This window comes from Streptomyces sp. NPDC093109 (assembly GCF_040701725.1).
Taxonomy (GTDB): Bacteria; Actinomycetota; Actinomycetes; order Streptomycetales; family Streptomycetaceae; genus Streptomyces.
Map to the genome: position 1 here is coordinate 62316 of NZ_JBFBEZ010000020.1, position 25680 is coordinate 87995.

Sequence of the window (25680 nt, forward strand, 5' to 3'; positions counted from 1 at the left end):
GAGGTGACGTCCCCGGATGTAGAGCGTGATTTGTGCCGCTGAACGCGCCCGCAGTCGACCGACGAAGCCGCACGCGGCGTAAATCATGCATCCGGGGATGCGCCTCCGGAGTGCCCCGGCCCCCGGCACGGGGCGAACCGGCCGCACCCCGCAACCGCCCAGGCCCACGGCCCCTCGCCAGGGGCGACCGCATCGCGGAACTCGCTGGCGCGGTCACCCCCCTCCGCCCGTACGCTGGTCCCGTGACCCCCGCAGAGCTCTCCCGAACCGTGCGGCACGCCGTGTGCCGTGCGGTCGCGGATGCTGCCCTGCCCGGGCCCGTGCCCGAGCGGGTCGTCGTCGAGCGGTCGCGGCCCGGCGGTACGGGGGACTACGCGACCGGCGTCGCCCTGCGGCTCGCGCGCCCGGCCGGGCGGTCGCCGCGCGAGGTCGCCGGGTTGCTGCGTGACCGGCTCGCGGCCGATCCCGGTGTCGGGCGGGCCGTCGACCGGATCGAGATCACCGGGCCAGGGTTCCTCAACTTCACCCTCGCCCGCTCGACCGCCCGCGACGACGCCGCCGACCTCGTCCGCACCGTCCTGCGGGAGGGGCCGCGGTACGGGCACGGCGCCGCCCTCGCCGGTACGGTCGTGGCCTTCGCGCCCGCCTCCGAGCTGCGGGCCGCGCTCTGGACCCGTACCGTCGTCGACCTGCTCCGTACCCAGGGCGCGACGGCCACCGTCGTGGAGACGCCCACCCCCACCGCCGAGACCGCCGAGACCCTCCGCCCCGTCCCCGCGCCCCCCGGCGACCACCTCGCCCGCCTCGGCCCCGACGCCCTGCACTGGGCGCTGCTGCGGCCCGCCGCCCACGACCGGCCGCTCCTCGGGCCGGTGCCGCCGGCCCGAGGAGCGGCCGTGTCCGCGCTGCTCGTCCAGCGCGACGCCAACCCCCTCTTCCGTACGCGCTACGCGCACGCCCGCGCACGCGCCCTCGCGCGGAACGCCGCGCACCTCGGCATCACCCCCGGCTACGAGGAGCGCGAGGACGCCCACAGCGACCTGCTGACCGCCCTCGGCGACCATCCGGCCACCCTGGAGGCCGCCGCCAGGCTCCGCGCGCCCGACCGGCTCGCCCGCCATCTCGAACACACCGCGGAGGCGTTCCTGCGCTGCCAGGAGACGCTCTCCCCGCTGCCGCTCGGCGACGAGAAACCCTCGGCCGCCCACCGCTCCCGGCTGGCGCTCGCCGCCGCCGCCGGGGCCGTGCTGGCCGGCGGCCTGTCCCTGCTCGGCATCGACGCACCCGAACACCTCTGAACGACCGAGAGAGCCACGAAACATGAGCCGTTCCGCACACCCCGCAGGCCCCCGCCACGGTGACGTACTCCCCGAGGGCCACTACACGGCGCCCGCCGCCGACCTCAACGCTCTGGACGCGAAGGTCTGGTCGCGTACGGTCGCCCGCGACGACGACGGGGTGGCCACCGTCGGTGGCATCCAAGTGACCCGGCTGGCCGAGGAGTTCGGCACCCCGGCGTACTTCCTGGACGAGGCCGACTTCCGCGCACGCTGCCGCGCCTGGGCGGACGCCTTCGGTGCCGACGCCGATGTGTACTACGCGGGCAAGGCGTTCCTCTCCCGCGCCGTCGTGCGCTGGCTGCACGAGGAGGGCCTCAACCTGGACGTGTGTTCCGGGGGCGAGCTGGCGACCGCGCTGGCCGCCGGGATGCCCGCCGAGCGCATCGCCTTCCACGGCAACAACAAGTCCGACGAGGAGATCGAGCGCGCCGTCTCCACCGGCGTCGGCCGGATCGTCCTCGACTCCTTCCAGGAGATCGTCCGGGTCGCGCACACCGCGCGCCGCCTCGGCCGGCGCCAGCGCGTGCAGATCCGCGTGACCGTCGGTGTCGAGGCGCACACCCACGAGTTCATCGCGACCGCGCACGAGGACCAGAAGTTCGGCATCGCGCTGGCCGGCGGCCGGGCCGCCGAGGCCGTGCGCCGGACGCTCGCGCTCGAAGACCTCGAACTGACCGGAATCCACTCGCACATCGGCTCGCAGATCTTCGACATGGCGGGCTTCGAGGTCTCCGCCCGCCGCGTCGTGCAGCTGCTCGCCGAGGTACGCGACGAGCACGGCGTCGAACTGCCCGAGATCGACCTCGGCGGCGGCCTCGGCATCGCGTACACCTCGGAGGACGACCCGCGCGAGCCGTACGACATCGCCAAGGCGCTCAGCGACATCGTCACCCGCGAGTGCGAGTCCGCCGGGCTGGCCACCCCCCGGATCTCCGTCGAGCCGGGCCGCGCCATCGTCGGCCCCACGGCCTTCACGCTGTACGAGGTCGGCACCATCAAGCCGCTCGAAGGGCTCCGCACGTATGTCAGTGTGGACGGTGGCATGTCCGACAACATCCGTACGGCGCTGTACGACGCCGAGTACAGCGTCGCGCTCGTCTCCCGCCGCTCCGACGCCGAGCCGATGCTGGCCCGCGTCGTCGGCAAGCACTGCGAGAGCGGTGACATCGTCGTACGGGACGCGTTCCTGCCCGCCGACCTGGCGCCCGGTGACCTGGTCGCCGTGCCCGCCACCGGCGCGTACTGCCGCTCGATGGCGAGCAACTACAACCACGCGCTCCGGCCGCCCGTCGTCGCCGTCAAGGACGGCGGTGCGCGGGTGATCGTCCGGCGTGAGACGGAGGAAGATCTGCTGCGTCTTGACGTCGGAGAATGAAATTCATGTCTCGCAATCTGGACGAATGGCAGAAAGTCCCGTCCGGTGAGTGAGACTGGTTGGCACTGCTTCCTGCTCGAAACCGCTGTGCTGGATGAAAGGCGTAGGTCGGATGATGCGTACGCGTCCGTTGAAGGTGGCGCTGCTGGGCTGTGGTGTGGTCGGCTCAGAGGTGGCTCGCATCATGACGACGCACGCCGACGACCTCACGGCACGGATCGGCGCCCCGGTCGAACTGGCCGGGGTCGCCGTCCGCCGGCCCGCCAAGGTGCGCGCGGGCATCGACCCGGCGCTGATCACCACCGACGCGACCGCGCTGGTCAAGCGCGGTGACATCGACGTGGTCATCGAGGTCATCGGCGGCATCGAGCCCGCCCGCGCGCTGATCACCACCGCCTTCGAGCACGGCGCCTCCGTCGTCTCCGCCAACAAGGCGCTGCTCGCCGAGGACGGCACGACGCTGTACGAGGCCGCCGAGCGGCACGGCCGGGACCTGTACTTCGAGGCGGCCGTCGCGGGTGCCATCCCGCTGATCAGGCCGCTGCGCGAGTCCCTCGCGGGGGACACCGTCAACCGGGTCCTCGGCATCGTCAACGGCACGACGAACTTCATCCTCGACCGGATGGACACCGCGGGCGCCGGCTACTCCGAGGCGCTCGACGAGGCCACCGCCCTCGGCTACGCGGAGGCCGACCCGACCGCCGACGTCGAGGGCTTCGACGCCGCCGCCAAGGCCGCCATCCTCGCCGGGATCGCCTTCCACACCCGGGTCCGGCTCGACGACGTACACCGCGAGGGCATCACGGAGGTCACCTCCGCCGACCTCGCCTCCGCGAAGCAGATGGGCTGCACGGTCAAACTGCTCGCCATCTGCGAGCGCGCCGCCGACGGCAAGTCCGTCACCGCCCGCGTCCACCCGGCGATGATCCCGCTCAGCCACCCGCTGGCGTCCGTGCGCGAGGCGTACAACGCGGTCTTCGTCGAGGCGGAGGCGGCCGGGCAGCTGATGTTCTACGGGCCCGGCGCCGGCGGCTCGCCGACGGCCTCCGCGGTCCTCGGCGACCTCGTCGCGGTCTGCCGCAACAAGCTGGCCGGGGCGACGGGCCCCGGCGAGTCCGCGTACACACGGCTGCCGGTGAGCCCCATGGGCGACGTGGTGACGCGGTACCACATCAGCCTCGACGTGGCCGACAAGCCGGGCGTGCTCGCCCAGGTCGCGACGGTCTTCGCCGAGCACGGCGTATCGATCGACACCGTCCGGCAGAAGGGCCGGCCGGACGGAGGCGGCGAGGCATCCCTCGTCGTCGTCACCCACCGCGCACCTGACGCGGCCCTCTCGGGGACCGTCGAAGCGCTGCGCAAGCTCGACACCGTACGCGGTGTCGCCAGCATCATGCGTGTTGAAGGGGAGTAAGGGACCCATGACCAGCAATGGCACCCGTGAGGGCACCCACCAGTGGCGCGGCATCATCGAGGAGTACCGGCACCGCCTGCCGGTCACGGACACGACGCCCGTGGTCACCCTCCGCGAGGGCGGTACGCCGCTCGTGCCCGCGCAGGTGCTCTCCGAGCGGACCGGCTGTGAGGTGCATCTCAAGGTCGAGGGCGCCAACCCGACCGGCTCCTTCAAGGACCGTGGCATGACCATGGCCATCACCCGGGCCAAGGAGGAGGGCGCCAAGGCGGTCATCTGCGCCTCCACCGGCAACACCTCCGCCTCGGCCGCCGCCTACGCCGTACGGGCCGGGATGGTCTGCGCCGTCCTCGTACCCCAGGGCAAGATCGCGCTCGGCAAGATGGGCCAGGCGCTGGTCCACGGCGCGAAGATCCTCCAGGTCGAGGGGAACTTCGACGACTGCCTGACCCTGGCACGCTCACTTTCGGACAACTTCCCGGTGGCGCTGGTCAATTCGGTCAACCCGGTAAGGATCGAGGGCCAGAAGACCGCCGCCTTCGAGATCGTGGACGCCCTCGGTGACGCCCCCGACATCCATGTCCTGCCCGTCGGGAACGCCGGCAACATCACGGCCTACTGGAAGGGCTACACCGAGTACGCGGGTGACGGGCCCGCGTCGCGCACCCCGCGCATGTGGGGCTTCCAGGCGTCGGGTTCCGCGCCCATCGTGCGCGGCGAGATCGTCAAGGACCCGCACACCGTCGCCACCGCGATCCGGATCGGCAACCCGGCGTCCTGGCAGTACGCGCTGGCGGCCCGCGACGAGTCGGGCGGCCTCATCGACGAGGTGACGGACCGCCAGATCCTGGCCGCCTACCGGCTGTTGGCCGCGCAGGAGGGTGTCTTCGTGGAGCCCGCCTCGGCCGCCTCGGTGGCCGGTCTGCTCAAGGCGGCCGACGCGGGCCTGGTCGACCCGGGCCAGCGCATCGTCTGCACCGTCACCGGGAACGGCCTCAAGGACCCCGACTGGGCGGTCGCGGGAGCGCCCCAGCCGGTCACCGTGCCGATCGACGCGGCCGTCGCGGCGGAGCGCCTCGGGCTCACGTCCTGACCTCGACGGCGTACGGCGGCACCGGCTGACATACGGTGCCGCCCGAAGTACGGCAAGACCCGACAAAGGCGCACAGGAGCCCCGCGACACGCATCGTGCGCCTCCTGTGCGCCCTATGTCGCGGCGGAACCAACCTTAGATAGGCTGTACTCAATCCCGCCCGCCGCATATGCCGCGTGGTGTTGATACCGCTGTTCGCCCTCGGGCGTTTCTATGTCCCGCACCTCGCGCGGGAACCCATCCGCAGCACAAGGAGAGTCGTCGAAGCGATGGCCGGTCCCGCGTTCCGCGCCGCCGCCGTACGGGTGCGCACCCCCGCCACCAGCGCCAACCTCGGCCCGGGCTTCGACGCCCTGGGCCTGTCGCTGGGGCTCTACGACGATGTGGTCGTCCGCGTCGCCGACTCCGGACTGCACGTCGACATCGCGGGTGAGGGCGCCGAGACGCTTCCCCGCGACGAGGACCATCTGCTCGTACGCTCCCTGCGCACCGCCTTCGACCTGCTCGGCGGACAGCCGCGCGGCCTGGAGGTCGTCTGCGCGAACCGTATTCCGCACGGCCGCGGGCTCGGCTCCTCCTCGGCGGCGATCTGCGCCGGGATCGTCGCCGCGCGCGCCGTCACCATAGGCGGCGACGCCCGGCTCGACGACGCGGCGCTGCTGGAGCTGGCGACCGAGATCGAGGGCCACCCCGACAATGTCGCCGCCTGTCTGCTCGGCGGCTTCACGCTCGCCTGGATGGACGGTGGCGCCGCGCGCGCGATCAGGATGGATCCCGTCGATTCCATCGTTCCGGTGGTTTTCGTGCCCGGCAAGGCCGTACTGACGGAGACCGCCCGCGGACTGCTGCCCCGCACCGTCCCCCATGTGGACGCCGCGGCCAACGCCGGCCGCGCGGCGCTGCTCGTCGAGGCCATGACCAGGCGGCCCGAACTGCTGCTGCCCGCCACCGAGGACCGGCTGCACCAGGACTACCGGACGCCGGCGATGCCGCGGAGCCTTGCGCTGGTCAACCGGCTGCGCGCGGACGGCGTCCCTGCTGTTGTGTCCGGCGCGGGCCCCACGGTCCTGGCGCTGGTCGAGGACGGTGCGGCCGACAAGGTCGTACGGCTGGCGGGGGAGGGATGGGCCGCTCACCGGCTCTCTCTCGACGCCGCGGGAGCGAGCGTTCTGCCGCTCGGCTCGTAGAGCCATGTGATTGCCGGTGAGTGAGAGGGGGAATGTTTGTTGGAGCCGGTAGTGTTAACCTCAAGTCTGCAACCGACGTCTTTCAGGCGCGGTGCTTCGTGTCCCGATTCGGGACCACCCTTCTTCCGGGAGCCTCCCCAACTGCCTGAGCAGCCTGCCTGAGCAGTTTTGAGCACGCACCGGAACCGGCGCGACCCCCCTCGTTCTCCCTATGGATGGGCCGGAGCAGGGGATCCAGGGCCGGACCCATGGCACGTACGCACGTTTTGCACGTTCGCAGATTTCTCCGCCGTACCCGGCGGGACCACCGCCCCGGACCGGTCCACAAGATGGGACCGCAGCCGGACAGCACAACCGGTCGCCGAGCCAGAAGGCCGACGTCCGCTCCAGGGAAGGACCCTTCGTGAGCGACACCACCGATCTGATGGGCGTGACTGCCGACAGCAGTGTCGACACCACCGCGCCCGCCGAAGGTGCTGCCACTGGCACCACCGCACGGCGCCGCCGCTCCGGCACCGGCCTCGACGGCATGGTTCTGGCCGAGTTGCAGCAGGTCGCGTCGGGCCTCGGCATCAGGGGCACCGCGCGGATGCGCAAGAGCCAGCTGATCGAGGTCATCAAGGAAGCGCAGGCCGGCTCGCCGTCCGCCGCCCGGACCGCCGACAGCAACGGCGCCGACGCCGAGACCAAGCCGAAGCGCCGCGCCACCTCCAAGGCCCGTACGGGCGACGCCGCTGCCGCCACCGAGGCGAAGGCCGACCAGGCCGAGCAGGCCACGGCGCAGCAGCAGATCGACATCCCGGGCCAGCCCGCCAGCGACGACCAGCCCGCGGGCGAGCGCCGCCGCCGCCGGGCCACGGCGCAGGCCGGCAGCCCCGAGACCAAGGCGGAGGCCAAGACAGAGGCGCCCGCCGACGCCAAGACCGACGCGGCGCCCGACGCCAAGGCCGAGGCCGCTGTCGCGGTCTCCGCCGGTGCGGCGGCCCAGGGCGAGTCCGACGGCCGCCGCGGCGACCGCCAGGACCGCGGCCAGCGCGGCGAGCGTGGTGACCGTGAGCGCGGCGACCGCAGGGACCGCCAGCGCGACCGCCGGGGCAAGGGCGACGACCAGCAGGGCGGCCAGCAGCAGGGCTCCGCCGGCCGTCAGCAGCGCGACAACCGCGGCGAGGGCCGGGGCGAGAGCCGCGGCGACAACCGCAGCGACAACCGCAGCGACCGTGGCGACCGCGGCGGCCAGAACACCGGCCAGAGCGTCCCGAACAACGGCCCGCAGGACGACTTCGACGACGAGGCGGGCGGCCGGCGCGGCCGGCGCGGGCGCTACCGCGACCGCCGTGGCCGCCGCGGGCGCGACGAGTTCGGTCCCGGTGAGCCGCAGGTCGCCGACGACGATGTGCTGATCCCCGTCGCGGGCATCCTCGACATCCTCGACAATTACGCGTTCATCCGGACCTCCGGCTACCTGCCGGGCCCGAACGACGTGTACGTGTCGCTCGCCCAGGTCCGTAAGAACGGCCTGCGCAAGGGTGACCACGTCACCGGCGCCGTGCGCCAGCCCAAGGACGGCGAGCGCCGCGAGAAGTTCAACGCGCTGGTCCGGCTCGACTCCGCCAACGGCATGGCCGCCGACTCCGGCCGGGGCCGTCCCGAGTTCCAGAAGCTGACGCCGCTCTACCCGCAGGACCGGCTCCGCCTGGAGACCGACCCGGGCGTCACGACCACCCGGATCATCGACCTGGTCGCCCCCATCGGCAAGGGCCAGCGCGGTCTGATCGTGGCCCCGCCGAAGACCGGCAAGACCATGATCCTCCAGGCCATCGCCAACGCGATCACGGTCAACAGCCCCGAGTGCCATCTGATGGTCGTCCTCGTCGACGAGCGCCCCGAAGAAGTCACCGACATGCAGCGGTCGGTCAAGGGCGAGGTCATCTCCTCGACCTTCGACCGGCCCGCCGAGGACCACACCACCGTCGCCGAGCTGGCCATCGAGCGCGCCAAGCGTCTCGTGGAGCTGGGTCACGACGTGGTCGTCCTGCTGGACTCGATCACCCGTCTGGGCCGCGCGTACAACCTCGCGGCGCCCGCCTCGGGCCGCATCCTGTCCGGTGGTGTCGACTCGACCGCGCTCTACCCGCCGAAGCGCTTCTTCGGTGCCGCGCGCAACATCGAGGACGGCGGCTCGCTGACCATCCTGGCGACCGCGCTCGTCGAGACCGGCTCCCGCATGGACGAGGTCATTTTCGAGGAGTTCAAGGGCACCGGCAACATGGAGCTGCGGCTCGACCGGAAGCTCTCGGACAAGCGCATCTTCCCGGCGGTGGACGTGGACGCGTCCAGCACCCGCAAGGAAGAGATCCTCCTCGGCAGCGACGAGCTGGCCGTGGTCTGGAAGCTGCGCCGGGTGCTGCACGCGCTCGACCAGCAGCAGGCGATCGAGCTTCTCGTCGACAAGATGAAGAAGACGAAGTCGAACGCCGAGTTCCTGCTCCAGATCCAGAAGACGACCCCTGGCGGCAACGGAAACGACTGACCTGCTCCGTCGCCCCGTACCGCACGGAAAATCCGTCCCGCCGCTCCGGCGCGGGGCGGATTTTCCGCGTTCGGGGCGCGTCCGGGGGCCGTCCGGGGGCGGTCTGGGACCCGTCTGGGACCCGTCTGCGGCCCGGAGACCTTTCCCACACGGGGGTGTCCTCCAGCGAGTGCTGTGGAACCCTTCTAGATGCTTCACTGTCTGTACAAGTGGCGACATAGTGCGCCTCGTCACCACCACGGCAGGAGGTAGCCGGGGAACACAGGACGACAACAGACGCAGAGGGACAGCTCATGAGCGACCGCAACAGCGGCCGAATACGCGGCAGCGGCCAACGGCGCAGGAAGGCGTCCGCACGGCGCCGTGCGGCGACCGTGGTGGCCTGGTCGGCGGCCGGGCTGGTGCTCGTCGGCGGGTCCGGACTCGGATACGTCTATTTCAAGCTCGACGGCAACATCAGGGGCGTCGACATCAACGCCATGCTCGGCCGGGACCGCCCCGCGAACGTCGACAACGGCTCGGAGGACATCCTCGTCCTCGGCTCGGACTCCCGGGCCGGCGCGAACGCCTCGTACGGCAAGAGCGACGGCACCAACGGACGCTCGGACACGGCGATGGTCGTCCACGTCTACAAGGGCCACAAGACCGCCAGCGTCGTCTCCATACCGCGCGACACCCTGGTCGACCGCCCCGACTGCACCGACAGCAAGGGCAACACGATCCCGGGGCAGCAGCTGTCGATGTTCAACGCGGCGTACGAGGTCGGCGGCCCCGCCTGCGCGGTCAAGACCGTCGAGCAGATGTCCGGCATCCGCATGGACCACTACATCGAGGTCGACTTCACCGGCTTCAAGAAGCTCATCAACGAGCTGGGCGGCGTGAAGATCACCACCGCGCAGTCGATCGACGACCCCAAGAGCCATCTCAAGCTCGCCGCCGGCACCCACACGCTCGACGGCGAACAGTCCCTCGCGCTCGTACGCACCCGGCACGGCGTCGGCGACGGCAGCGACCTCGGCCGTATCCAGCTCCAGCAGGCGTTCATCAAGGCGCTCATCGAGCAGGTCAAGAGCATCGGCGTGTTCAGCAGCCCCAAGAAGCTGTACGACCTCGCCGACACCGCCACCAAGGCGATCACCCCGGACTCGCAGCTCGCCTCGGTGAACGCGCTGATCGGCTTCGCGGACGGCCTCCAGCACCTCGGCGCCAAGGACGTCCACATGATCACCCTGCCGGTACGGTACGACCCGGCCGACCCGAACCGCGTCCTCGCCCTCCCGGCCGCCTCCCAGCAGGTCTGGACGGCCCTCAAGCAGGACAAGCCGATCCCCGCCTCCGTGACCAGGGACTCGGCGGGCGACAAGGGCGCGGCACACAGCGTGGTCAGTGGTGACTGAACTGGTCACTGAACTGGTGACTGAACTGGTGACTGAACTGTCCGCCCGGCCTGTGGGAATACTTTCCGCCGCACCCCGGTTTGGGCAGATGCGGCCAGTCCTGGCAGACTGGTACGTCGGCCCCGGTTCACGTACGAGCAACTCCGCGCGTGCGACCCGGCGCCCTCCCGAAACTAGGAGAACCCCTTGAAGCGCGACATCCACCCCACGTACGTCGAGACCCAGGTCAGCTGCACCTGTGGCGCGTCGTTCGTCACCCGCAGCACCATCGAGAGCGGCTCCATCCGCGCCGACCTGTGCTCCGAGTGCCACCCGTTCTACACGGGCAAGCAGAAGATCCTCGACACCGGTGGCCGTGTGGCCCGCTTCGAGGCCCGCTTCGGCAAGGCCGCTGCCGCCGCCAAGAAGTAGCGAGCCTTCCGCGCCGGTTCCCGGCGCCCCGATCGACCGGGGCGTCGGGACCGGCGCTTTGGCGTCCCGCAGCACCTTCGCCGCAGCCGCGGCCGGTCGCACCCCGCCGCACCCCCCGCACGTAAGAAACCAGGAGCCCCCGAATGTTCGAGGCGGTCGAGGAACTGATCGGCGAGCACGCCGATCTGGAGAAGAAGCTCGCCGACCCGTCGGTCCACGCGGACCAGGGCAACGCGCGCAAGCTCAACAAGCGTTACGCCGAGCTGACCCCGATCGTCTCCACGTACCGCTCCTGGAAGCAGCTCGGGGAGGACATCGCGACCGCCCGCGAGTTCGCCGCCGACGATCCGGACTTCCTCGCCGAGGCCAAGGAACTGGAGAAGCGGCGCGAAGAGGTCACCGAGAAGCTGCGCCTGCTGCTCGTCCCGCGCGACCCCAGCGACGACAAGGACGTGATCCTTGAGGTCAAGGCGGGCGCGGGCGGCGACGAGTCCGCGCTCTTCGCCGGCGACCTGCTGCGCATGTATCTGCGGTACGCCGAGCGCGTCGGCTGGAAGACCGAGATCATCGACGCCACCGAGTCCGAGCTGGGCGGCTACAAGGACGTCCAGGTCGCGGTGAAGACCAAGGGCGGCAACGGCGCCACCGAGCCCGGCCAGGGCGTCTGGGCGCGGCTGAAGTACGAGGGCGGCGTGCACCGCGTGCAGCGCGTGCCCTCCACCGAGTCCCAGGGCCGGATCCACACCTCCGCCGCCGGCGTGCTCGTCACGCCCGAGGCCGAGGAGGTCGACGTCGAGATCCACGCCAACGATCTCCGTATCGACGTCTACCGCTCCTCGGGACCCGGCGGCCAGTCCGTCAACACCACCGACTCCGCCGTCCGCATCACCCACCTGCCGACCGGCGTCGTTGCCTCCTGCCAGAACGAGAAGAGCCAGCTCCAGAACAAGGAGCAGGCCATGCGTATCCTGCGCTCGCGGCTGCTCGCCGCCGCACAGGAGGAGGCCGAGAAGAACGCGGCGGACGCCCGGCGCAGCCAGGTCCGTACCGTCGACCGGTCCGAGAAGATCCGTACGTACAACTTCCCGGAAAACCGGATCTCGGACCACCGCGTCGGCTTCAAGGCGTACAACTTGGACCAGGTGCTCGACGGAGAGCTGGACGCCGTCATCCAGGCCTGTGTGGACGCCGACTCGGCGGCGAAGCTCGCCGCCGCCCAGTAACCACCACCGGCAACTCACCGGCAACCCACCGGCGACCGACTCTCGCACTCCGGAGGAACCAGCGTGCAGCCACATTCTGGGGGGACCAGCGACTCCCAGCGGCGCAGCCTGCTGCTCGCGGAGGTGGCCCAGGCCACCCAGCGGCTGGCCGACGCGGGCGTGCCCTCGCCGCGCTTCGACGCGGAGGAACTCGCCGCGTACGTGCACGGCGTCAAGCGGGGAGAGCTGCACCGCGTCAAGGACGCGGACTTCGACGCCCGGTACTGGGAAGCCATCGCCCGCCGCGAGGCCCGCGAGCCGCTCCAGCACATCACCGGCCGCGCCTTCTTCCGCTATCTGGAACTCCAGGTCGGGCCAGGGGTGTTCGTACCCCGCCCGGAGACCGAGTCGGTCGTCGGCTGGGCCATAGACGCCGTACGCGCGATGGACGTCGTCGAACCGATCGTCGTCGACCTGTGCTCCGGCTCGGGTGCGATCGCCCTCGCCATGGCCCAGGAGGTGCCGCGCTCGCGCGTGCACGCCGTCGAGCTGTCCGAGGACGCCCTCGCCTGGACCCGGAAGAACGCGGCGGGGTCGCGGGTCGCCGTGCACCAGGGCGACGCGCTGAGCGCGCTGCCCGAGCTGGACGGCCAGGTCGACCTCGTCATCTCGAACCCGCCGTACATCCCGCTCACCGAGTGGGAGTACGTCGCCCCCGAGGCCCGTGACCACGACCCCGAGATGGCGCTCTTCTCCGGCGAGGACGGCCTCGACACCATCCGCGGCATCGAGCGCACCGCGCACCGGCTGCTGCGGCCCGGCGGGCTCGTCGTCATCGAGCACGCGGACACGCAGGGCGGCCAGGTGCCGTGGATCTTCAGCGAGGAGGCCGGCTGGGCCGACGCGGCCGACCACCCCGACCTGAACAAGCGCCCCCGCTTCGCGACCGCGCGCAAGGCCCTGCCGTGAGCACGCCGGTTCTCTTTTTTCGTACGTCCTCTCCCTCCGGGACCGGTCCCGCCGTGTCCCGGATCTCCGCTTTCGCGATGTTCTCGATGTTCGCGATGTTCTCGACGTTCTCCGCTTCGAACACCCCGTCCGTGTATGTGCACGAGGAGGCCCGTTAAATGGCTCGGCGATACGACTGCAACGACGCGACTGACCGCACCACGGGTCTGCGCGAGGCCGCGTCCGCCGTCCGCCGCGGCGAGCTGGTCGTGCTCCCCACCGACACGGTCTACGGCATCGGCGCCGACGCCTTCAGCTCGGAGGCGGTCGCCGATCTGCTGGCCGCCAAGGGCCGCGGGCGCACCATGCCCACCCCCGTACTGATCGGCTCCCCGAACACCCTGCACGGCCTCGTCACGGACTTCTCCGAGCAGGCGTGGGAGCTGGTCGACGCGTTCTGGCCGGGCGCCCTGACGCTGGTCGCCAAGCACCAGCCGTCCCTCCAGTGGGACCTCGGGGACACCCGCGGCACCGTCGCCATCCGGATGCCGCTGCACCCCGTCGCGATCGAACTGCTCACCGAGGTCGGCCCGATGGCCGTCTCCAGCGCCAACCTCACGGGACACCCCGCTCCCGAGGACTGCGACGCCGCCCAGGAGATGCTGGGGGACTCCGTCTCCGTCTACCTCGACGGCGGCCCCACACCCGCCAACATCCCCTCCTCCATCGTCGATGTCACCGGCCGGGTCCCGGTGCTGCTGCGGGCCGGCGCCCTCGACGCGGAGGAGCTGCGCAAGGTGGTACCCGACCTTGAGGTGGCCAATTGACCGCCCCTGAGGGGCGTGGCATAGCGGAGACCGCACACACCGGCACTCCCTTCCGCATCCTCCACGTCAGTACCGGCAACGTCTGCCGCTCGCCCATCACCGAGCGGCTGAACCGGCACGCCCTCAGCGTCCGCCTCGGCGAACGGCTCCCCGGCGGGCTGATCGTGGAGAGCGCGGGCACCTGGGGGCACGAGGGCGCCCCCATGGAGGCCAACGCCGAGGCCGTCCTCGCCGACTTCGGCGCGGACGCCACCGGGTTCGTCGGCCGGGAACTCCTCGACGAGCACGTCATACGCGCCGATCTCGTCCTCACCGCGACCCGCGACCACCGCGCCCAGGTGATCTCCATGGGCCACTCGGCGGGGCTGCGCACCTTCACGCTGAAGGAGTTCACGAGGCTGGTCCGCGCCATAGACCCGGCCACGCTGCCCGACCCCCTGGACGAGGGCGTGGTCGAACGCGCCCGAGCCCTCGTACGAGCCGCAGCCGCGCTACGCGGCTGGCTCCTCGCCCCCACGGCCGAGGCCGACGAGGTCTACGACCCGTACGGCGCGCCCATCACGTTCTTCCGGTCGATCGGCGAGGAGATCCACCAGGCGCTGGACCCGGTGGTGACGGCGCTTACGGGGGTCCCGGCCGAGTCTTGACGGGCGGCCGGGTGCAGGGGCCGGGTGCAGGGGCGGGGTGAGGGCGGGCGCCCCACCCCGTTCCGCGTTCGGGCCACCGGCCGGGTGGGCCGAGTCAGGCTACGGGGATCCGTCGGCCGGCCATTCCTCCCGGAGGATCCCGTAGGTAATGGAGTCGCGCCAGGCACCGCGCACGTGGACGTGCCCGCGGATGCGCCCCTCTTCGGTCATTCCGGCGGCCAGGAGTGTTTTCGCAGAGGCGTGATTGCTCGGGGAACGGGCCGCCCATACGCGGTGGAGGTCCAGGTCCATGAAGGCCAGGGCGAGGAGGAGTTTTACCGTCTCGCGCCCGTAGCCGACTCCCCATGCTTCCGGGCGCAGTGCGAATCCGATTGTTGCGGCGCGTTGTTGGTGGGGATCCAAGGCGAGCCGGGCCAATCCGATGAGCTTGTCGTTTCCGCTGTCTATGACTCCGAGAGCGTATTCACTCCTGGGCAGTCCGGTCGCCGAGGCAATGGAGCGTGTCACGATCCCGGCAACCTCCTCGCGTGTGCGGGGAGTGAAGCTCATATGCTCGGTTACTGCCGGGTTGCCGTAGACGGACAGGACCGCGTCCACGTCATCGGTGGTGAGTTCGCGGAGCGAGAGACGCGCGCTGTGGCGATTGACCGGATGCATGCCACGAGATGCTAGTCCAGGCTGGGAAGGACACCCGGGTCCAGGCGGGAAGTTCGCCTTGGCCCGGTCTTTGCGACAAGGCCGTTCTTGGTCAAGACCCTCTCGCGCGCGCTTCGTTCGTACGTGCTGAGCGTGCGTACGAACGCCGAGTGGGGTGGGTGGGTGGCGCGGGTTGTTGGGAAGGGGGCCGCCCCTCCTGCTGTGAGTGTCGCGCCTCCAGGACAGGAGTAAAGGGCGCTCCTGGCGTCGCGTCGGCTACGCCGACTCCGCTGCGCTCCGCCCTTGACTCCTGCCCTTCCGGCGCAAGTGCGGCTTTTCGGGAGGGGCGGCCGGGGGAGGGGGTTGCCCAGGGGGTCTGCTGTTCTGCCACTCGGCTCAGGGGCCTCGGGCGGGTGGGCCCTGCGGGGCTGCGCGGCAGTGCAATGGGGCAGTCCGACACCGGCTCAGCGGCTGACGGCCGCCCGTTTGCTGAGACTCATGCCCCGCTGGTCTCCGTTGCGTTGTGGTGCCCGGAAGGCAGGCGGGAGTTGCTGACCGGCCGGGTCCTTGGGCCGGTCCGGGGGTCTCTAGACGGTGCCCGGAAGCAGGGAGTGTGACGTTAGCGCCACTTTGGGCCTGTCAGACGGTCGCAGCGTCGCAGTCGTCGGGATCAAGCACCCCACCTACACCGACATGTCTCATATGGGATGGTTTGGCGGATGGTTGGGGGTTTCTCCGGGCGGTACATGTGTCCTGAGGTGCGTTAGACGCACTCCTCGACACAAAGTCCGCCTTCGGGAGCTCACTTGTCGCCACATGAGTCCCAGCGGCCTCTGTTACCACTCCACGGTGACCAGCGGGGCATGTGTCTCAGCCAGCAGCGGACCGTTGGTCGCTGAGCCGGTGTCGGGCCGCCCCTCTCCTCTGCCGCGTGGCCCCGCAGGGCCTACCGGCCCGCCGGACCCTGAACCGAGCGGCAGAACAGCCTGCCCCTCGGGCAACCCCTCCCCCGGCCGCCCCTCCCGCATCTGCACTTGCGCCGGAAGGGCAGGTGTCAAGGGTGTAGCGCAGCGTAATCGGCGCAGCCGACGCGACATAGGAGCGCCCTTTACTCCTGTCCTGGAGGCGCGACACTCACAGCTGGAGGGGCGGCCCCACGTCCACGACCTCCGCCACCGGCCCACCCCTGTCTACCTCTTGATACTGACCCGCACCCGACACGTCGGGAGCGGCGGTGTCGCGTTGGCGTGAAGGGCAATGCGGCGACGGGCCGTCGGAGAGCGTCGTTCAGCGGCGCAAAGCAAGTGGGGACTGCCGGCCGAACATTGAGATCTCCTCGCGCAGGTTCCGTGCGGCCATGGAGTCTCGGACCGGTCCGCGAGTAAGTGATACCCGTACACGGTCCACGGAACCGATGATGCCCGCATTGCGCTGCGCTGGGGGAAGGTCCAGAACAGGTTGAACTGCTGTCGTAGCTCCTTCCAAGTCGCCCGAGTAGAGCCTGGCTAGGGCAAGATTCGACTGTGCACCGGCCTCGTCGCCGAAGGCCCAGTACGGATCGTTCGGGTTGCTCAGTCCCTGAACCGCCTGCTCGGCACGGGATACGAGGCCCGGGTCCGTGCTGGAGTGACCGAGAAGGACTGTTGCCTCAACTTCGTAATAGTCCTGTCGGCATGTGGGGAAGATGAAGTTGCCGCCCATCTCGTCGAGGTCGTCCTCTACGGTCCGGTCTCTGGCTTCGCGTCCACGGAGATTGGCCGCGGTGACGCTGCTGGTATCTCCGAGGACTGCCGCTGCGCGGGCTTCCAGCCCTGCTAGCCAGACAGTGACGCTGCCGGTCACACCGCTTGCGGCAGATGAGCCCTGGCGGGCGAAGTGGAGAGCGTCTTCGGGTCGTTCGGCCCAGTACGAAATAAGGGACTGGAGGCCGCGTACCCAAGCGCTCATGCCGACGTGCTCCGCCTTGTCGGCGCACACGGACGCGGTCCGGGCCTGCATCATGGCTGATGTGGGGTCGGCGAGATCGTGGCTGGCTTTGGCGAGCATTCCCGACAAGAGCGAGGTCAGGAAGTAGAGATCTCTGGTCTGTGAAGGTCTGGCTCGGCCGCTCTCCAGCAGCCGGAAGGCGCTGTCCTGGAGATAAGTCAAGTCGTCCAGGATGGTTCCCAGGGGAACGCGCGTGTAGATGCCGGCGAGCCGCCGGGTTTCCTCCTGAAGGTGGGCCATCGTCTCCGGTCCCACCTCATTTCGTTCCGCTCCCATGGCGAATTCCATTGCGCGCCGTGCGGCCATAGCTGCATTCCGTCCCATCTTGTACTGGTCCGCGCCAGGAGCGGCACGGAGCATGGTGTGCGATGCGCTGAACTCGCCAGTCATCCTGGCTTCCAGGGCGATGGGCGCCTTCGAGGGGGCTTCGGCGAGGAGCTCGTTGATCGGCTGTGTGAAGAGGTGAGCCAGGATCCGGCGTGCCTCGTTCTGGGGTGTCACCTGTCCTGCGTACCAACGTTCGAAGGTCCTGTCCGAAACCGTGTGTGTGGCGAGGGAGGGATCGCGAACCTTCTCCGCCAGACTCCGGGCTGCCCGTTGGTATTGATCGATGAAAGTCCGATAGTCCTTCCAGCGCATTTCATCGATTAACACCCGGAGGAGCGTAGTCATCGGATCCCCTCTGTTGTTCAGCGTGTCACCACGACCGTACGACCGCAGTGTTCCAACTGAGCCTCGTTGAATGGGTTTCTGGCAACTCTGTCGGAACTATGGCGAAGCTTTGACGAGCATGCCTTCCGTCGCTCCGGAATGACATGACTCTGTCGGTGGATTTGCGCTTCCGGGCTCGCCACGATCGAACCCATCACCACTTCAAGTGACCAATCCGGCGCGGAACGTAGCCGCTGGTGTTCTTGGGGCGGTGCGATCGAGCCGAATCAGCGCTGACCAGCTCCCTGTTCAGGGGCCTTCGTGTGCTGGCCGGTACATGCCTATGAGGGGACGCGCGTGGTGACCATGCTCCCGAAGCAGTACGAAGTTGCCCATTCCCATCCACCGGCGGGGCCGCCGCCGCAGCTCGTGTTGGTGAGTGAGCCGCAGTCGGTGGGCGCGGCGCGGGGGTGGGTGCGGGAGTTTGTCGGGAGTCGGCTGCCGGCGGCGAGTGGCGAGCGGGCGGGTGACATCGAGTTGGTCGTTTCCGAGCTGGTCACCAACGCCATTCGGTACGGGAGCGAGCCCGGGGACAGTGTGCTCGTGGTCCTCGCCGTCCTGCCCGCGTTCGTACGGGTGGAGGTTCACGATCCGGTGCGGCGGCGGCCCCGGGTCCGGGCTGTCTCGCGTCAACGGGCCCGCGGGCGGGGGCTGTTCATCGTGGCGGCGCTGGCCGAGCGGTGGGGCGTCGAGGAGCGGCCGTTCGGCAAGAGGATCTGGGCGGAGCTGGCCCGTTGACCGGCCGGGCCTGCCGGGCCGACCGGATCTGCCGGGCCGATTGGTTCTGCCGGCCCGCCCCGTACCGCTGCTGATCAGGGCCGTCGCGGCTGCCGCGCTTGTCGTCCTCGTCGTGACGCTCGTCAGCGATCAGCTCGGCGTCTGAGCCCAGCCATGAACTCCCGCTCCGGCCGGACTCCCGGCGAAGGATTCGCCGGCCGGAACGGGCCGGGGCCACCAAGGGCCCCACCGCACCAACCCGGCCCCGGACGGACCGGAGGCCGGGCACGGCACAGGAGGTCACCATGCGATACCGCATCGACCCGGTCAAGTACGGCGGAGACAGCGACGGCGACGGGGACGACGACGGTCAGGGCTCCAACCCCTCCGGCGGCTGCGGAGACGGCCAGGGCTGCGGGCGGAAGTAGCCACTCCACTCATCGCCCGTCCAGCAGTACCGCAGTACCAAGCGGCCTCGCTCCATTGCGGGCGGGGCCGCCCACCCCCAACACGCGCAAGGAGACACGTGGCAACGCCGCACCACCACGCATACCTCTGGCTCGGCCACGGCGACATTCTCGTCAAACCTGGCGACGCCCACCGCCGGCCCGGGCACCCCGAATTCCCCTCCGCCCCCGTCATGCCCCTCGAAAGCGCCGACTGGCTTCTCAAGGCGCCCGCTCACGTACGGGGCACCTTTGCCCGGCCCCGGGACGCCGCCGACTGGTACGTCGAAGAGTTCACTCAGCACGCCTCCGCGCTCACCGGCAGCTACGCCCGGGCCGCCGACCCGGCCCAGCTCATCCGTCGGCTCGAAGACCGTCACGACATCGTCGGGGGCTGGTGGCTCACCGGGGGGCGTTTTCTCTCGCTCAATCTCATCGCCTGCGCGCCCCACCCCTTACGCCCCCACCACGGCTGTCCCTCGCGCTGACCGGCCCACGCGCCGGACCGGGCCGCCCCGCCTACATTGGAGGAGGGACGTCGCCTCCGAGGAGCCCGCCATGTCCGTAGCCGCCGCAGCCACCGCGTATCCGCCCCAGCTCGGCGCCCTGCGCCGGCAGGATCCGGAGATGGCCGAGGTGATCCTCGCGGAGCTGCGCCGGCAGGCGGACAGTCTTCAGCTCATCGCCGCGGAGAACTTCACCTCGCCCGCCGTTCTCGCCGCGCTGGGCTCCCCGCTCGCCAACAAGTACGCCGAGGGCTATCCCGGCGCCCGTCACCACGGCGGCTGCGAGCTGGTCGACACCGCCGAGCGGATCGCGATCGGGCGGGCCGAGGGGCTGTTCGGCGCCGAGCACGCGAACGTGCAGCCGCACTCCGGGTCGTCCGCCGTCCTCGCGGCGTACGCGGCGCTGCTGCGGCCCGGGGACACGGTGCTGGCGATGGGGCTGAGGTACGGCGGGCATCTCACGCACGGCGCGCCCGTCAACTTCTCCGGGCGGTGGTTCGACTTCGTCGGGTACGGGGTCGATCCGGAGACCGGGCTGATCGACTACGCGCGGGTCGAGGAGCTGGCGGCGACGTACCGGCCCAAGGCGATCGTCTGCGGGTCGATCTCGTATCCGCGCCATATCGACTACGCGGCGTTCCGGGACATCGCCGACGACGCGGGTGCCTATCTGATCGCCGACGCGGCCCATCCGATCGGGCTGGTCGCCGGGGGAGCGGCGCCCACGCCGGTGCCGTACGCCGATGTCGTGTGCGCGACGACGCACAAGGTGCTGCGGGGGCCGCGCGGCGGGATGATCCTGTGCGGTGAGCGGTACGCGGAGCGGATCGACCGGGCGGTGTTCCCGTTCACGCAGGGCGGCGCCCAGATGCACACCATCGCCGCGAAGGGCGTCGCCTTCGGTGAGGCGGCGGCGCCCGGCTTCGCGGTCTACGCCCACCAGGTCGTCTCCAACGCCCGTGCGCTGGCGCGGGCGTTGGCCTCGGAGGGTGTCCATGTCACCACGGAGGGTACGGACACGCATCTGATCACGGCCGATACGGCGGCGCTGGGCGCGGACGGCGCGACCGCCCGCGGCCGGCTGGCCGCCGCGGGCGTGGTGCTGGACACCTGCGTGCTGCCGTACGGCGAGGAGCGCGGCATCCGGCTGGGCACCGCCGCCGTGACCACGCAGGGCATGCGTGAGGCGGAGATGGAGTGGATCGGGCATCTGGTGGCCTCGGTGGTACGGGACGGCGCTGACGGGGCGCGTACGGCCCGCGCCGACGTACGGGAAGGCGTACGGGAAGAGGTACGGGAACTGGTGGGGCGGTTTCCGCCGTATGCGACGCTTTCCTGAGGAAAGGCCGGTGAGCGGGGTGGAGCGCAACCATCCGGTCTACCCCGGTGTCCTTGCTCATATGCCGACTCCGTTTCCGTCAGACGTCTCCGCGCGGGCTAGTGTGTGGGGCTGAGATGGCCAGCGATTCCTCTGGGGCAGCCCGTGCGTGATTACCTGCTGACGCTCTGCGTGACGGCCGCGGTGACCTATCTGCTGACCGGCCCGGTGCGGAAGTTCGCCATCGCGACCGGAGCGATGCCGGAGATCCGCGCCCGCGACGTACACCGCGAACCGACGCCGAGGCTCGGCGGCATCGCCATGTTCTTCGGCCTGTGCGCCGGACTGCTCGTGGCGGACAACCTCCAGAACCTCAACGGGGTCTTCGAGCGGTCGAACGAACCCCGGGCGCTGCTCTCCGGGGCGGCGGTGATCTGGCTGATCGGCGTCCTGGACGACAAGTTCGAACTGGACGCGCTGATCAAGCTCGGCGCGCAGATGATCGCCGCGGGCGTGATGGTGATGCAGGGTCTGACGATCCTGTGGATCCCGGTGCCGGGCGTCGGCATGGTCTCGCTGACGTCCTGGCAGGGCACCCTGCTCACGGTGGCGCTGGTCGTGATCACGATCAACGCGGTGAACTTCGTGGACGGTCTGGACGGCCTGGCGGCCGGCATGGTCTGCATCGCCTCCGCCGCGTTCTTCCTGTACGCGTACCGGATCTGGTACGGCTACGGGATCGAGGCCGCCGCCCCCGCCACGCTCTTCTCCGCCATTCTGATCGGCATGTGCGTCGGTTTCCTGCCGCACAACATGCACCCGGCGCGGATCTTCATGGGCGACTCGGGATCGATGCTGATCGGGCTCGTCCTGGCGGCGGGCGCGATCTCGGTCACCGGACAGGTCGACCCGGACGCCCTGAAGATCTTCGAGGTCACCACCCGTCAGGCCACGCACGCGGCGCTGCCGGTCTTCATCCCGTTGCTGCTGCCGCTGACGATCATCGCGATCCCGTTCGCGGACCTGGTGCTCGCGGTCGTGCGCCGTACCTGGAACGGGAAGTCGCCGTTCGCCGCCGACCGGGGGCATCTGCACCACCGGCTGCTGGACATCGGGCACTCGCACAGCCGGTCAGTACTGATCATGTACTTCTGGTCGGCGCTGATCGCGTTCGGCGTGGTCGCCTACTCGGTGCACTCAGCGTCGATGTGGATCCTGCTGCTGGTCGTCGGACTGAGCGCGGTGGGCCTGGTGTTGCTGCTGCTGCCGCGCTTCACGCCGCGGGCGCCGCTCTGGGCGCAGGCCTTCGTACCGCCGCGCTACCGCCGCAAGAGTTGGCGGCAGGGGGAACGTACGGCCGGGACGGACACCGCGCGGGACGAGGTCCCGGAGGGCGGGGCGGACGCCGCCGGGGCGCCGGAGCCCGAGCCCGTACCGGCCGGCGTCAACGGGGCGACCGCTCTGAGCGCCCATTCGCGTTCCCAAGATCGTCCCAAGGCTGGTTCGCGGCACTGACCGAGCGGCTATTCTTCTCTTCGGCACCCAATAACAGACAAGGCGCCCCGCCGCCCGCACACACGCGCGCGTTAACTCTCACGTGTGACGGGTGGCACACGTCATGGTAAAGAACTCATCAAATAGTTTGTGATACTGTTCACGAGACCCGGCAACAGAGCCGAAGGGCCGCAGCGCGACGGTTCGTTGGTACGGGAAACCTTCTCCCGGACCGGGCCTACGCTCGTCCATGACGACACCGTCCCCGACCCAGTTCAGCGGAGCTGCCGCCATGCCGTCCAATGACGCCCGGACCCTCCTTCACACCGTCGTGCCCACCGCCACCGTCGGTGCTGTCGCCGCGGTGGTGAGTGCTGTGGCCGTGGGCGGCAAGGGAGCCCTGGGAGCCGTGGTCGGCGCCGTGGTGGTGATCGTGTTCATGGGGATCGGTCTCGTGGTGCTCGAACGGGTGGCCAAGTCAATGCCACACCTGTTCCAGTCGATGGGGCTGCTGCTCTACACGACGCAGCTCCTGCTGCTCTTCGTCTTCATGGCCGCCATCAAGGACACCACGCTGTTCAACCCCAAGGCTTTCGCGTTCACGCTGGTCGCGGCGGCCTTGGTATGGATCGCGGCACAGGCCCGCGCGCAGATGACAGCCAAGACCCTGTATGTCGAACCCGAATCCTCGACCGCCGGCCCTGCCGAGAAGACAGGCTCGTCGACGTGAGTGGTAGGGCCGGGATAAGGGCTTGTTCGGGATCCTGCTATCGTCCGGTGCCAACTGCGGCATTGCGGACGCGGGCATCCGAGCTGACGCCTGTTCTCACGCGAGGCTCCACGCCCGACCGCCGTCCCCACATCCGTTTCACCAGTCCAGTGCCGAATCGCGGCTGCTCGTCGCGCCGACACAACGAGGTTGCCGTACCTATGCGCCATGCTGAAGGAGCCCCCGGTGAGTGCTGACCCGACGCAGGTGCTCGCCTTCGAGACCGACTGCCACCTCTTCAAGGGGTGTGGTTTCGAGGGACCGAGCGTGTGGTCGTTCATCTTCGAACCGATCGCCAAAGTCGGCCCGGTGGAAATCAACAAGCCGATGCTGCTGGCCGTCATCGGTTCGATCCTGATCATGGGTTTCTTCTGGCTGGCGTTCGCCAAGCCGAAGGTCGTGCCCGGCAAGACGCAGATGGTCGCCGAGGTGCTGTACGACTTCGTCCGGCGCGGCATCGGCCGTGAGGTCATCGGCAAGAAGGCCGAGCCCTTCATCCCGCTGCTGGTCTCGCTGTTCTTCTTCGTCTGGATGCTGAACCTCTGGGCCCTGATCCCGCTCGCCCAGTTCCCCGTCAGCTCGGTGATCGCCTTCCCGGCGGCGCTCGCGCTGGTCGTCTGGGTCACGTACATGACGGTGACCTTCAAGGTCAACGGCTTCGTCGGCGGCATTAAGAACCTCTGCGTCCCCTCCGGGCTGCCCAAGCCGATCTACCTCATCCTGACCCCGATCGAGTTCATCTCGAACATCTTCCTGCGGCCGTTCACGCTGGCCGTGCGACTGTTCGCGAACATGTTCGCCGGTCACGCGCTGATCCTGATCTTCACGATCGCCACCTGGTACATGCTCGGCACCTGGCTCGGTACCGCCTACGCCTCCGTCTCCTTCGTGATGGCCCTGGTCATCACCGTGTTCGAGATGTTCATCCAGGCGCTCCAGGCGTACGTGTTCACCGTGCTGGCCGCCACCTACCTCTCCCAGGCGCTCGAAGAGGCTCACTGAGCCCCTCGGGACGCCACCCAGCGGAACCCCCATACGTCCGGTGGACCAACCACCCACCGGCCCACCAAGAGAAGGAACCACGCAATGTCTGCTCTCGAGACCATCGCGGCCGTTGACGGCAACATCGGCACCATCGGTTACGGCCTCGCCGCGATCGGCCCCGGCATCGGCGTCGGCATCATCTTCGGTAACGGTGTCCAGGCGATCGCCCGTCAGCCCGAGGCGGCCGGCCTGATCCGTCAGAACATGCTCCTCGGCTTCGCGGTCGTCGAGGCCCTCGCCCTGATCGGCTTCGTCGTTCCGTTCATCCTCTGACGGTCCCGACAGCCGTTTTCGACGAAAGGTCCACCATGATGAACCTGGCATCCTCGGAGCCGCAGAACCCGCTGCTCCCGGTCTGGCCCGAGGTCGTCATCGGTCTGATCTGTTTCGGCATTATCTACTTCGTCTTCGCCAAGAAGCTCCTCCCGGCCATCAACAAGGCCCTGGAAGAGCGTCACGAGGCGATCGAAGGCGGTATCGAGAAGGCCGAAGCGGCTCAGATCGAGGCGCAGAGCGTCCTTGAGCAGTACAAGGCCCAGCTCGCCGAGGCCCGGCACGAGGCCGCCCGTCTCCGCCAGGAGGCGACCGAGCAGGGCACCGCGATCATCCAGGAGATGAAGGCGGAAGGCCAGCGGCAGCGCGAAGAGATCATCGCTGCCGGCCACGCCCAGATCGAGGCCGACCGCAAGGCCGCGTCCAGCGCGCTCCGTCAGGACGTGGGCAAGCTCGCCACCGACCTGGCCGGCAAGCTGGTCGGCGAGTCCCTTGAGGACAGCGCCCGGCAGAGCCGCACCATCGACCGCTTCCTCGACGAGCTCGAGAACGGTGCCGCGAAGGCCGAGGCCGCCCGGTGATGACGCAGGGAGCGAGCCGTACGGCGCTGACCGCAGCGCGCGAGCGCCTCGACGCGCTCACCGACTCCACCTCGGTCGACGTGGCGGAGCTCTCGGAAGAGCTGAGCGCGGTCACCGTGCTGCTCGACCGCGAGGTCTCGCTGCGCCGGGTCCTGACCGACCCGGCGCGGTCCGGCGAGGCCAAGGCCGAGCTGGCCGGTCAGCTGCTCGGCGGGCAGGTGGGCGGCGTGACCGCCGATCTGATCGCCGGCATGGTCCGCAGCCGCTGGTCGGGTCCGCGTGACCTGGTCGACGCGGTGGAGGAGCTGGCCTCCTCCGCCGAGCTGACCGCCGCGCAGCGGGCCGGTGGACTGGACGATGTGGAGGACGAGCTGTTCCGGTTCGGCCGGATCGTCGAGTCCGACCAGGCGCTGCGCGCCGCGCTGACCGACCGGTCGGCGACCGTCGCCGCCAAGACCACGCTGCTGCACAGCCTGCTGGGCGGCCGGGCCAACCCGGTCACCGAGCGACTGGTGGTACGTCTGGTGACCCGGCCCCGGGGACGTAGCCTGGAAGCGGGTCTCCAGACCCTCTCCCGGCTCGCCGCGGCCCGCCGGGAACGCCTGGTCGCCGTCGTCACCTCGGCGGTGCCGCTCACGGACGGACAGAAGCAGCGCCTCGGCGCGGCCCTGGCCAAGCTGTACGGCCACCCGATGCATCTGAACCTGGACGTGGACCCCGCGGTCCTCGGCGGAGTGACGGTGCGGGTCGGCGACGAGGTCATCAACGGGACGGTCTCGGACCGGCTCGAAGAGGCCGAGCGGCGGCTCGCCGGCTGATCACCGGCAC

The 25680-nt window shown here is 69.9% G+C and carries 24 protein-coding genes; 22 read left to right on the top strand and 2 right to left on the bottom strand.

The genetic code is table 11. The features are described from left to right. The first annotated feature begins 242 nt into the window (after positions 1-242). The 12 genes from nrtL (at position 243) to AB0389_RS20520 (ending at position 14371) form a co-directional block, all read left to right on the top strand. Entirely contained in the window at positions 243-1298 is a 1056-nt protein-coding gene (gene nrtL / locus AB0389_RS20465; protein ID WP_366396847.1) for an ArgS-related anticodon-binding protein NrtL, read from the top strand. Between the two features lie 22 nt (positions 1299-1320). Further along, the gene (gene lysA, locus AB0389_RS20470; RefSeq protein WP_366396848.1) at positions 1321-2715 is read left to right on the top strand and encodes a diaminopimelate decarboxylase; all 1395 of its coding nucleotides are present in this window, start codon (positions 1321-1323) and stop codon (positions 2713-2715) included. Positions 2716-2827: 112 nt separating this feature from the next. Further along, complete coding sequence (locus tag AB0389_RS20475) at positions 2828-4129, top strand: homoserine dehydrogenase (protein WP_366396849.1); 1302 nt, start codon at positions 2828-2830, stop codon at positions 4127-4129. A gap of 7 nt (positions 4130-4136) precedes the next feature. Then, a complete protein-coding gene (gene thrC / locus AB0389_RS20480; protein WP_366396850.1) occupies positions 4137-5222 on the top strand; it encodes a threonine synthase in 1086 nt (361 codons plus the stop codon). A 269-nt stretch (positions 5223-5491) separates the two neighbouring features. Beyond that, positions 5492-6409 carry a homoserine kinase gene (gene thrB / locus AB0389_RS20485; RefSeq protein WP_114661803.1) on the top strand — a complete coding sequence of 306 codons (918 nt, stop codon included), beginning with the start codon at positions 5492-5494 and terminating at the stop codon, positions 6407-6409. A gap of 403 nt (positions 6410-6812) precedes the next feature. Continuing rightward, complete coding sequence (rho, locus tag AB0389_RS20490) at positions 6813-8939, top strand: transcription termination factor Rho (protein WP_366396851.1); 2127 nt, start codon at positions 6813-6815, stop codon at positions 8937-8939. Between the two features lie 293 nt (positions 8940-9232). Further along, positions 9233-10336: an LCP family protein gene (locus AB0389_RS20495; RefSeq protein ID WP_366396852.1), complete on the top strand. Its 1104-nt coding sequence runs from the start codon at positions 9233-9235 to the stop codon at positions 10334-10336. Positions 10337-10522: 186 nt separating this feature from the next. Continuing rightward, the gene (rpmE, locus tag AB0389_RS20500) at positions 10523-10747 is read left to right on the top strand and encodes a 50S ribosomal protein L31 (RefSeq protein ID WP_114661809.1); all 225 of its coding nucleotides are present in this window, start codon (positions 10523-10525) and stop codon (positions 10745-10747) included. Between the two features lie 143 nt (positions 10748-10890). Then, positions 10891-11970: a peptide chain release factor 1 gene (gene prfA, locus AB0389_RS20505; protein WP_366396853.1), complete on the top strand. Its 1080-nt coding sequence runs from the start codon at positions 10891-10893 to the stop codon at positions 11968-11970. A 63-nt stretch (positions 11971-12033) separates the two neighbouring features. Continuing rightward, positions 12034-12918 carry a peptide chain release factor N(5)-glutamine methyltransferase gene (gene prmC, locus AB0389_RS20510; protein ID WP_181957515.1) on the top strand — a complete coding sequence of 295 codons (885 nt, stop codon included), beginning with the start codon at positions 12034-12036 and terminating at the stop codon, positions 12916-12918. Between the two features lie 158 nt (positions 12919-13076). Then, the gene (locus AB0389_RS20515) at positions 13077-13724 is read left to right on the top strand and encodes an L-threonylcarbamoyladenylate synthase (RefSeq protein WP_366396854.1); all 648 of its coding nucleotides are present in this window, start codon (positions 13077-13079) and stop codon (positions 13722-13724) included. After that, positions 13721-14371, top strand: a complete 651-nt coding sequence (locus AB0389_RS20520; protein ID WP_366396855.1) for a protein-tyrosine-phosphatase — start codon at positions 13721-13723, stop codon at positions 14369-14371. Before AB0389_RS20515 ends, AB0389_RS20520 begins: the two co-directional genes overlap by 4 nt. Positions 14372-14470: 99 nt before the next feature. On the opposite strand, the gene AB0389_RS20525 is transcribed toward AB0389_RS20520, so the two are convergent. Together AB0389_RS20525 and AB0389_RS20530 are read right to left on the bottom strand one after the other, a co-directional pair. Then, on the bottom strand, positions 14471-15028 hold the full coding sequence (locus AB0389_RS20525; protein ID WP_366396856.1) for a GNAT family protein: 558 nt from the start codon (positions 15026-15028) through the stop codon (positions 14471-14473). A gap of 1266 nt (positions 15029-16294) precedes the next feature. Next, positions 16295-17665, bottom strand: coding sequence for a hypothetical protein (locus AB0389_RS20530; RefSeq protein WP_366396857.1), 1371 nt, complete (start codon positions 17663-17665; stop codon positions 16295-16297). A gap of 345 nt (positions 17666-18010) precedes the next feature. Here AB0389_RS20530 and AB0389_RS20535 point away from each other — a divergent pair, with 345 nt between their 5' ends. The 10 genes from AB0389_RS20535 to AB0389_RS20580 all read left to right on the top strand — a co-directional run bounded on the left by AB0389_RS20535 (position 18011) and on the right by AB0389_RS20580 (position 25670). Then, a complete protein-coding gene (locus AB0389_RS20535) occupies positions 18011-18442 on the top strand; it encodes an ATP-binding protein (protein WP_366396924.1) in 432 nt (143 codons plus the stop codon). Between the two features lie 284 nt (positions 18443-18726). Then, positions 18727-18849, top strand: coding sequence for a hypothetical protein (locus AB0389_RS20540; protein ID WP_366396858.1), 123 nt, complete (start codon positions 18727-18729; stop codon positions 18847-18849). 98 nt (positions 18850-18947) lie between these two features. After that, a complete protein-coding gene (locus tag AB0389_RS20545; RefSeq protein ID WP_366396859.1) occupies positions 18948-19355 on the top strand; it encodes a hypothetical protein in 408 nt (135 codons plus the stop codon). A gap of 70 nt (positions 19356-19425) precedes the next feature. Beyond that, entirely contained in the window at positions 19426-20712 is a 1287-nt protein-coding gene (gene glyA, locus AB0389_RS20550; RefSeq protein ID WP_366396860.1) for a serine hydroxymethyltransferase, read from the top strand. A 144-nt stretch (positions 20713-20856) separates the two neighbouring features. Beyond that, positions 20857-22206 carry an MraY family glycosyltransferase gene (locus AB0389_RS20555; protein ID WP_366396861.1) on the top strand — a complete coding sequence of 450 codons (1350 nt, stop codon included), beginning with the start codon at positions 20857-20859 and terminating at the stop codon, positions 22204-22206. A gap of 271 nt (positions 22207-22477) precedes the next feature. Next, a complete protein-coding gene (locus tag AB0389_RS20560) occupies positions 22478-22915 on the top strand; it encodes a hypothetical protein (RefSeq protein ID WP_366396862.1) in 438 nt (145 codons plus the stop codon). A gap of 207 nt (positions 22916-23122) precedes the next feature. Then, on the top strand, positions 23123-23956 hold the full coding sequence (gene atpB / locus AB0389_RS20565; protein ID WP_366396863.1) for a F0F1 ATP synthase subunit A: 834 nt from the start codon (positions 23123-23125) through the stop codon (positions 23954-23956). 84 nt (positions 23957-24040) lie between these two features. Then, the gene (atpE, locus tag AB0389_RS20570) at positions 24041-24271 is read left to right on the top strand and encodes an ATP synthase F0 subunit C (protein ID WP_114661841.1); all 231 of its coding nucleotides are present in this window, start codon (positions 24041-24043) and stop codon (positions 24269-24271) included. A 35-nt stretch (positions 24272-24306) separates the two neighbouring features. Further along, on the top strand, positions 24307-24852 hold the full coding sequence (locus tag AB0389_RS20575; protein WP_366396864.1) for a F0F1 ATP synthase subunit B: 546 nt from the start codon (positions 24307-24309) through the stop codon (positions 24850-24852). Beyond that, entirely contained in the window at positions 24852-25670 is an 819-nt protein-coding gene (locus AB0389_RS20580) for a F0F1 ATP synthase subunit delta (protein ID WP_366396865.1), read from the top strand. The genes AB0389_RS20575 and AB0389_RS20580 overlap by 1 nt, the downstream gene beginning before the upstream one ends. Positions 25671-25680: the final 10 nt, after the last annotated feature.

Excerpts from the sequence above, each read along its gene's own strand:
- AB0389_RS20540 (WP_366396858.1), top strand. The coding sequence starts at position 18,727 with ATGCGATACCGCATCGACCCGGTCAAGTACGGCGGAGACAGCGACGGC.
- AB0389_RS20530 (WP_366396857.1), bottom strand. The coding sequence starts at position 17,665 with ATGACTACGCTCCTCCGGGTGTTAATCGATGAAATGCGCTGGAAGGAC.
- prfA (WP_366396853.1), top strand. The coding sequence starts at position 10,891 with ATGTTCGAGGCGGTCGAGGAACTGATCGGCGAGCACGCCGATCTGGAG.
- AB0389_RS20535 (WP_366396924.1), top strand. The coding sequence starts at position 18,011 with ATGCTCCCGAAGCAGTACGAAGTTGCCCATTCCCATCCACCGGCGGGG.
- AB0389_RS20475 (WP_366396849.1), top strand. The coding sequence starts at position 2,828 with ATGATGCGTACGCGTCCGTTGAAGGTGGCGCTGCTGGGCTGTGGTGTG.
- AB0389_RS20515 (WP_366396854.1), top strand. The coding sequence starts at position 13,077 with ATGGCTCGGCGATACGACTGCAACGACGCGACTGACCGCACCACGGGT.
- lysA (WP_366396848.1), top strand. The coding sequence starts at position 1,321 with ATGAGCCGTTCCGCACACCCCGCAGGCCCCCGCCACGGTGACGTACTC.
- atpB (WP_366396863.1), top strand. The coding sequence starts at position 23,123 with ATGCTGAAGGAGCCCCCGGTGAGTGCTGACCCGACGCAGGTGCTCGCC.
- AB0389_RS20575 (WP_366396864.1), top strand. The coding sequence starts at position 24,307 with ATGATGAACCTGGCATCCTCGGAGCCGCAGAACCCGCTGCTCCCGGTC.
- AB0389_RS20525 (WP_366396856.1), bottom strand. The coding sequence starts at position 15,028 with ATGCATCCGGTCAATCGCCACAGCGCGCGTCTCTCGCTCCGCGAACTC.
- AB0389_RS20560 (WP_366396862.1), top strand. The coding sequence starts at position 22,478 with ATGCCGTCCAATGACGCCCGGACCCTCCTTCACACCGTCGTGCCCACC.
- atpE (WP_114661841.1), top strand. The coding sequence starts at position 24,041 with ATGTCTGCTCTCGAGACCATCGCGGCCGTTGACGGCAACATCGGCACC.
- AB0389_RS20580 (WP_366396865.1), top strand. The coding sequence starts at position 24,852 with ATGACGCAGGGAGCGAGCCGTACGGCGCTGACCGCAGCGCGCGAGCGC.
- thrC (WP_366396850.1), top strand. The coding sequence starts at position 4,137 with ATGACCAGCAATGGCACCCGTGAGGGCACCCACCAGTGGCGCGGCATC.
- AB0389_RS20495 (WP_366396852.1), top strand. The coding sequence starts at position 9,233 with ATGAGCGACCGCAACAGCGGCCGAATACGCGGCAGCGGCCAACGGCGC.
- glyA (WP_366396860.1), top strand. The coding sequence starts at position 19,426 with ATGTCCGTAGCCGCCGCAGCCACCGCGTATCCGCCCCAGCTCGGCGCC.
- thrB (WP_114661803.1), top strand. The coding sequence starts at position 5,492 with ATGGCCGGTCCCGCGTTCCGCGCCGCCGCCGTACGGGTGCGCACCCCC.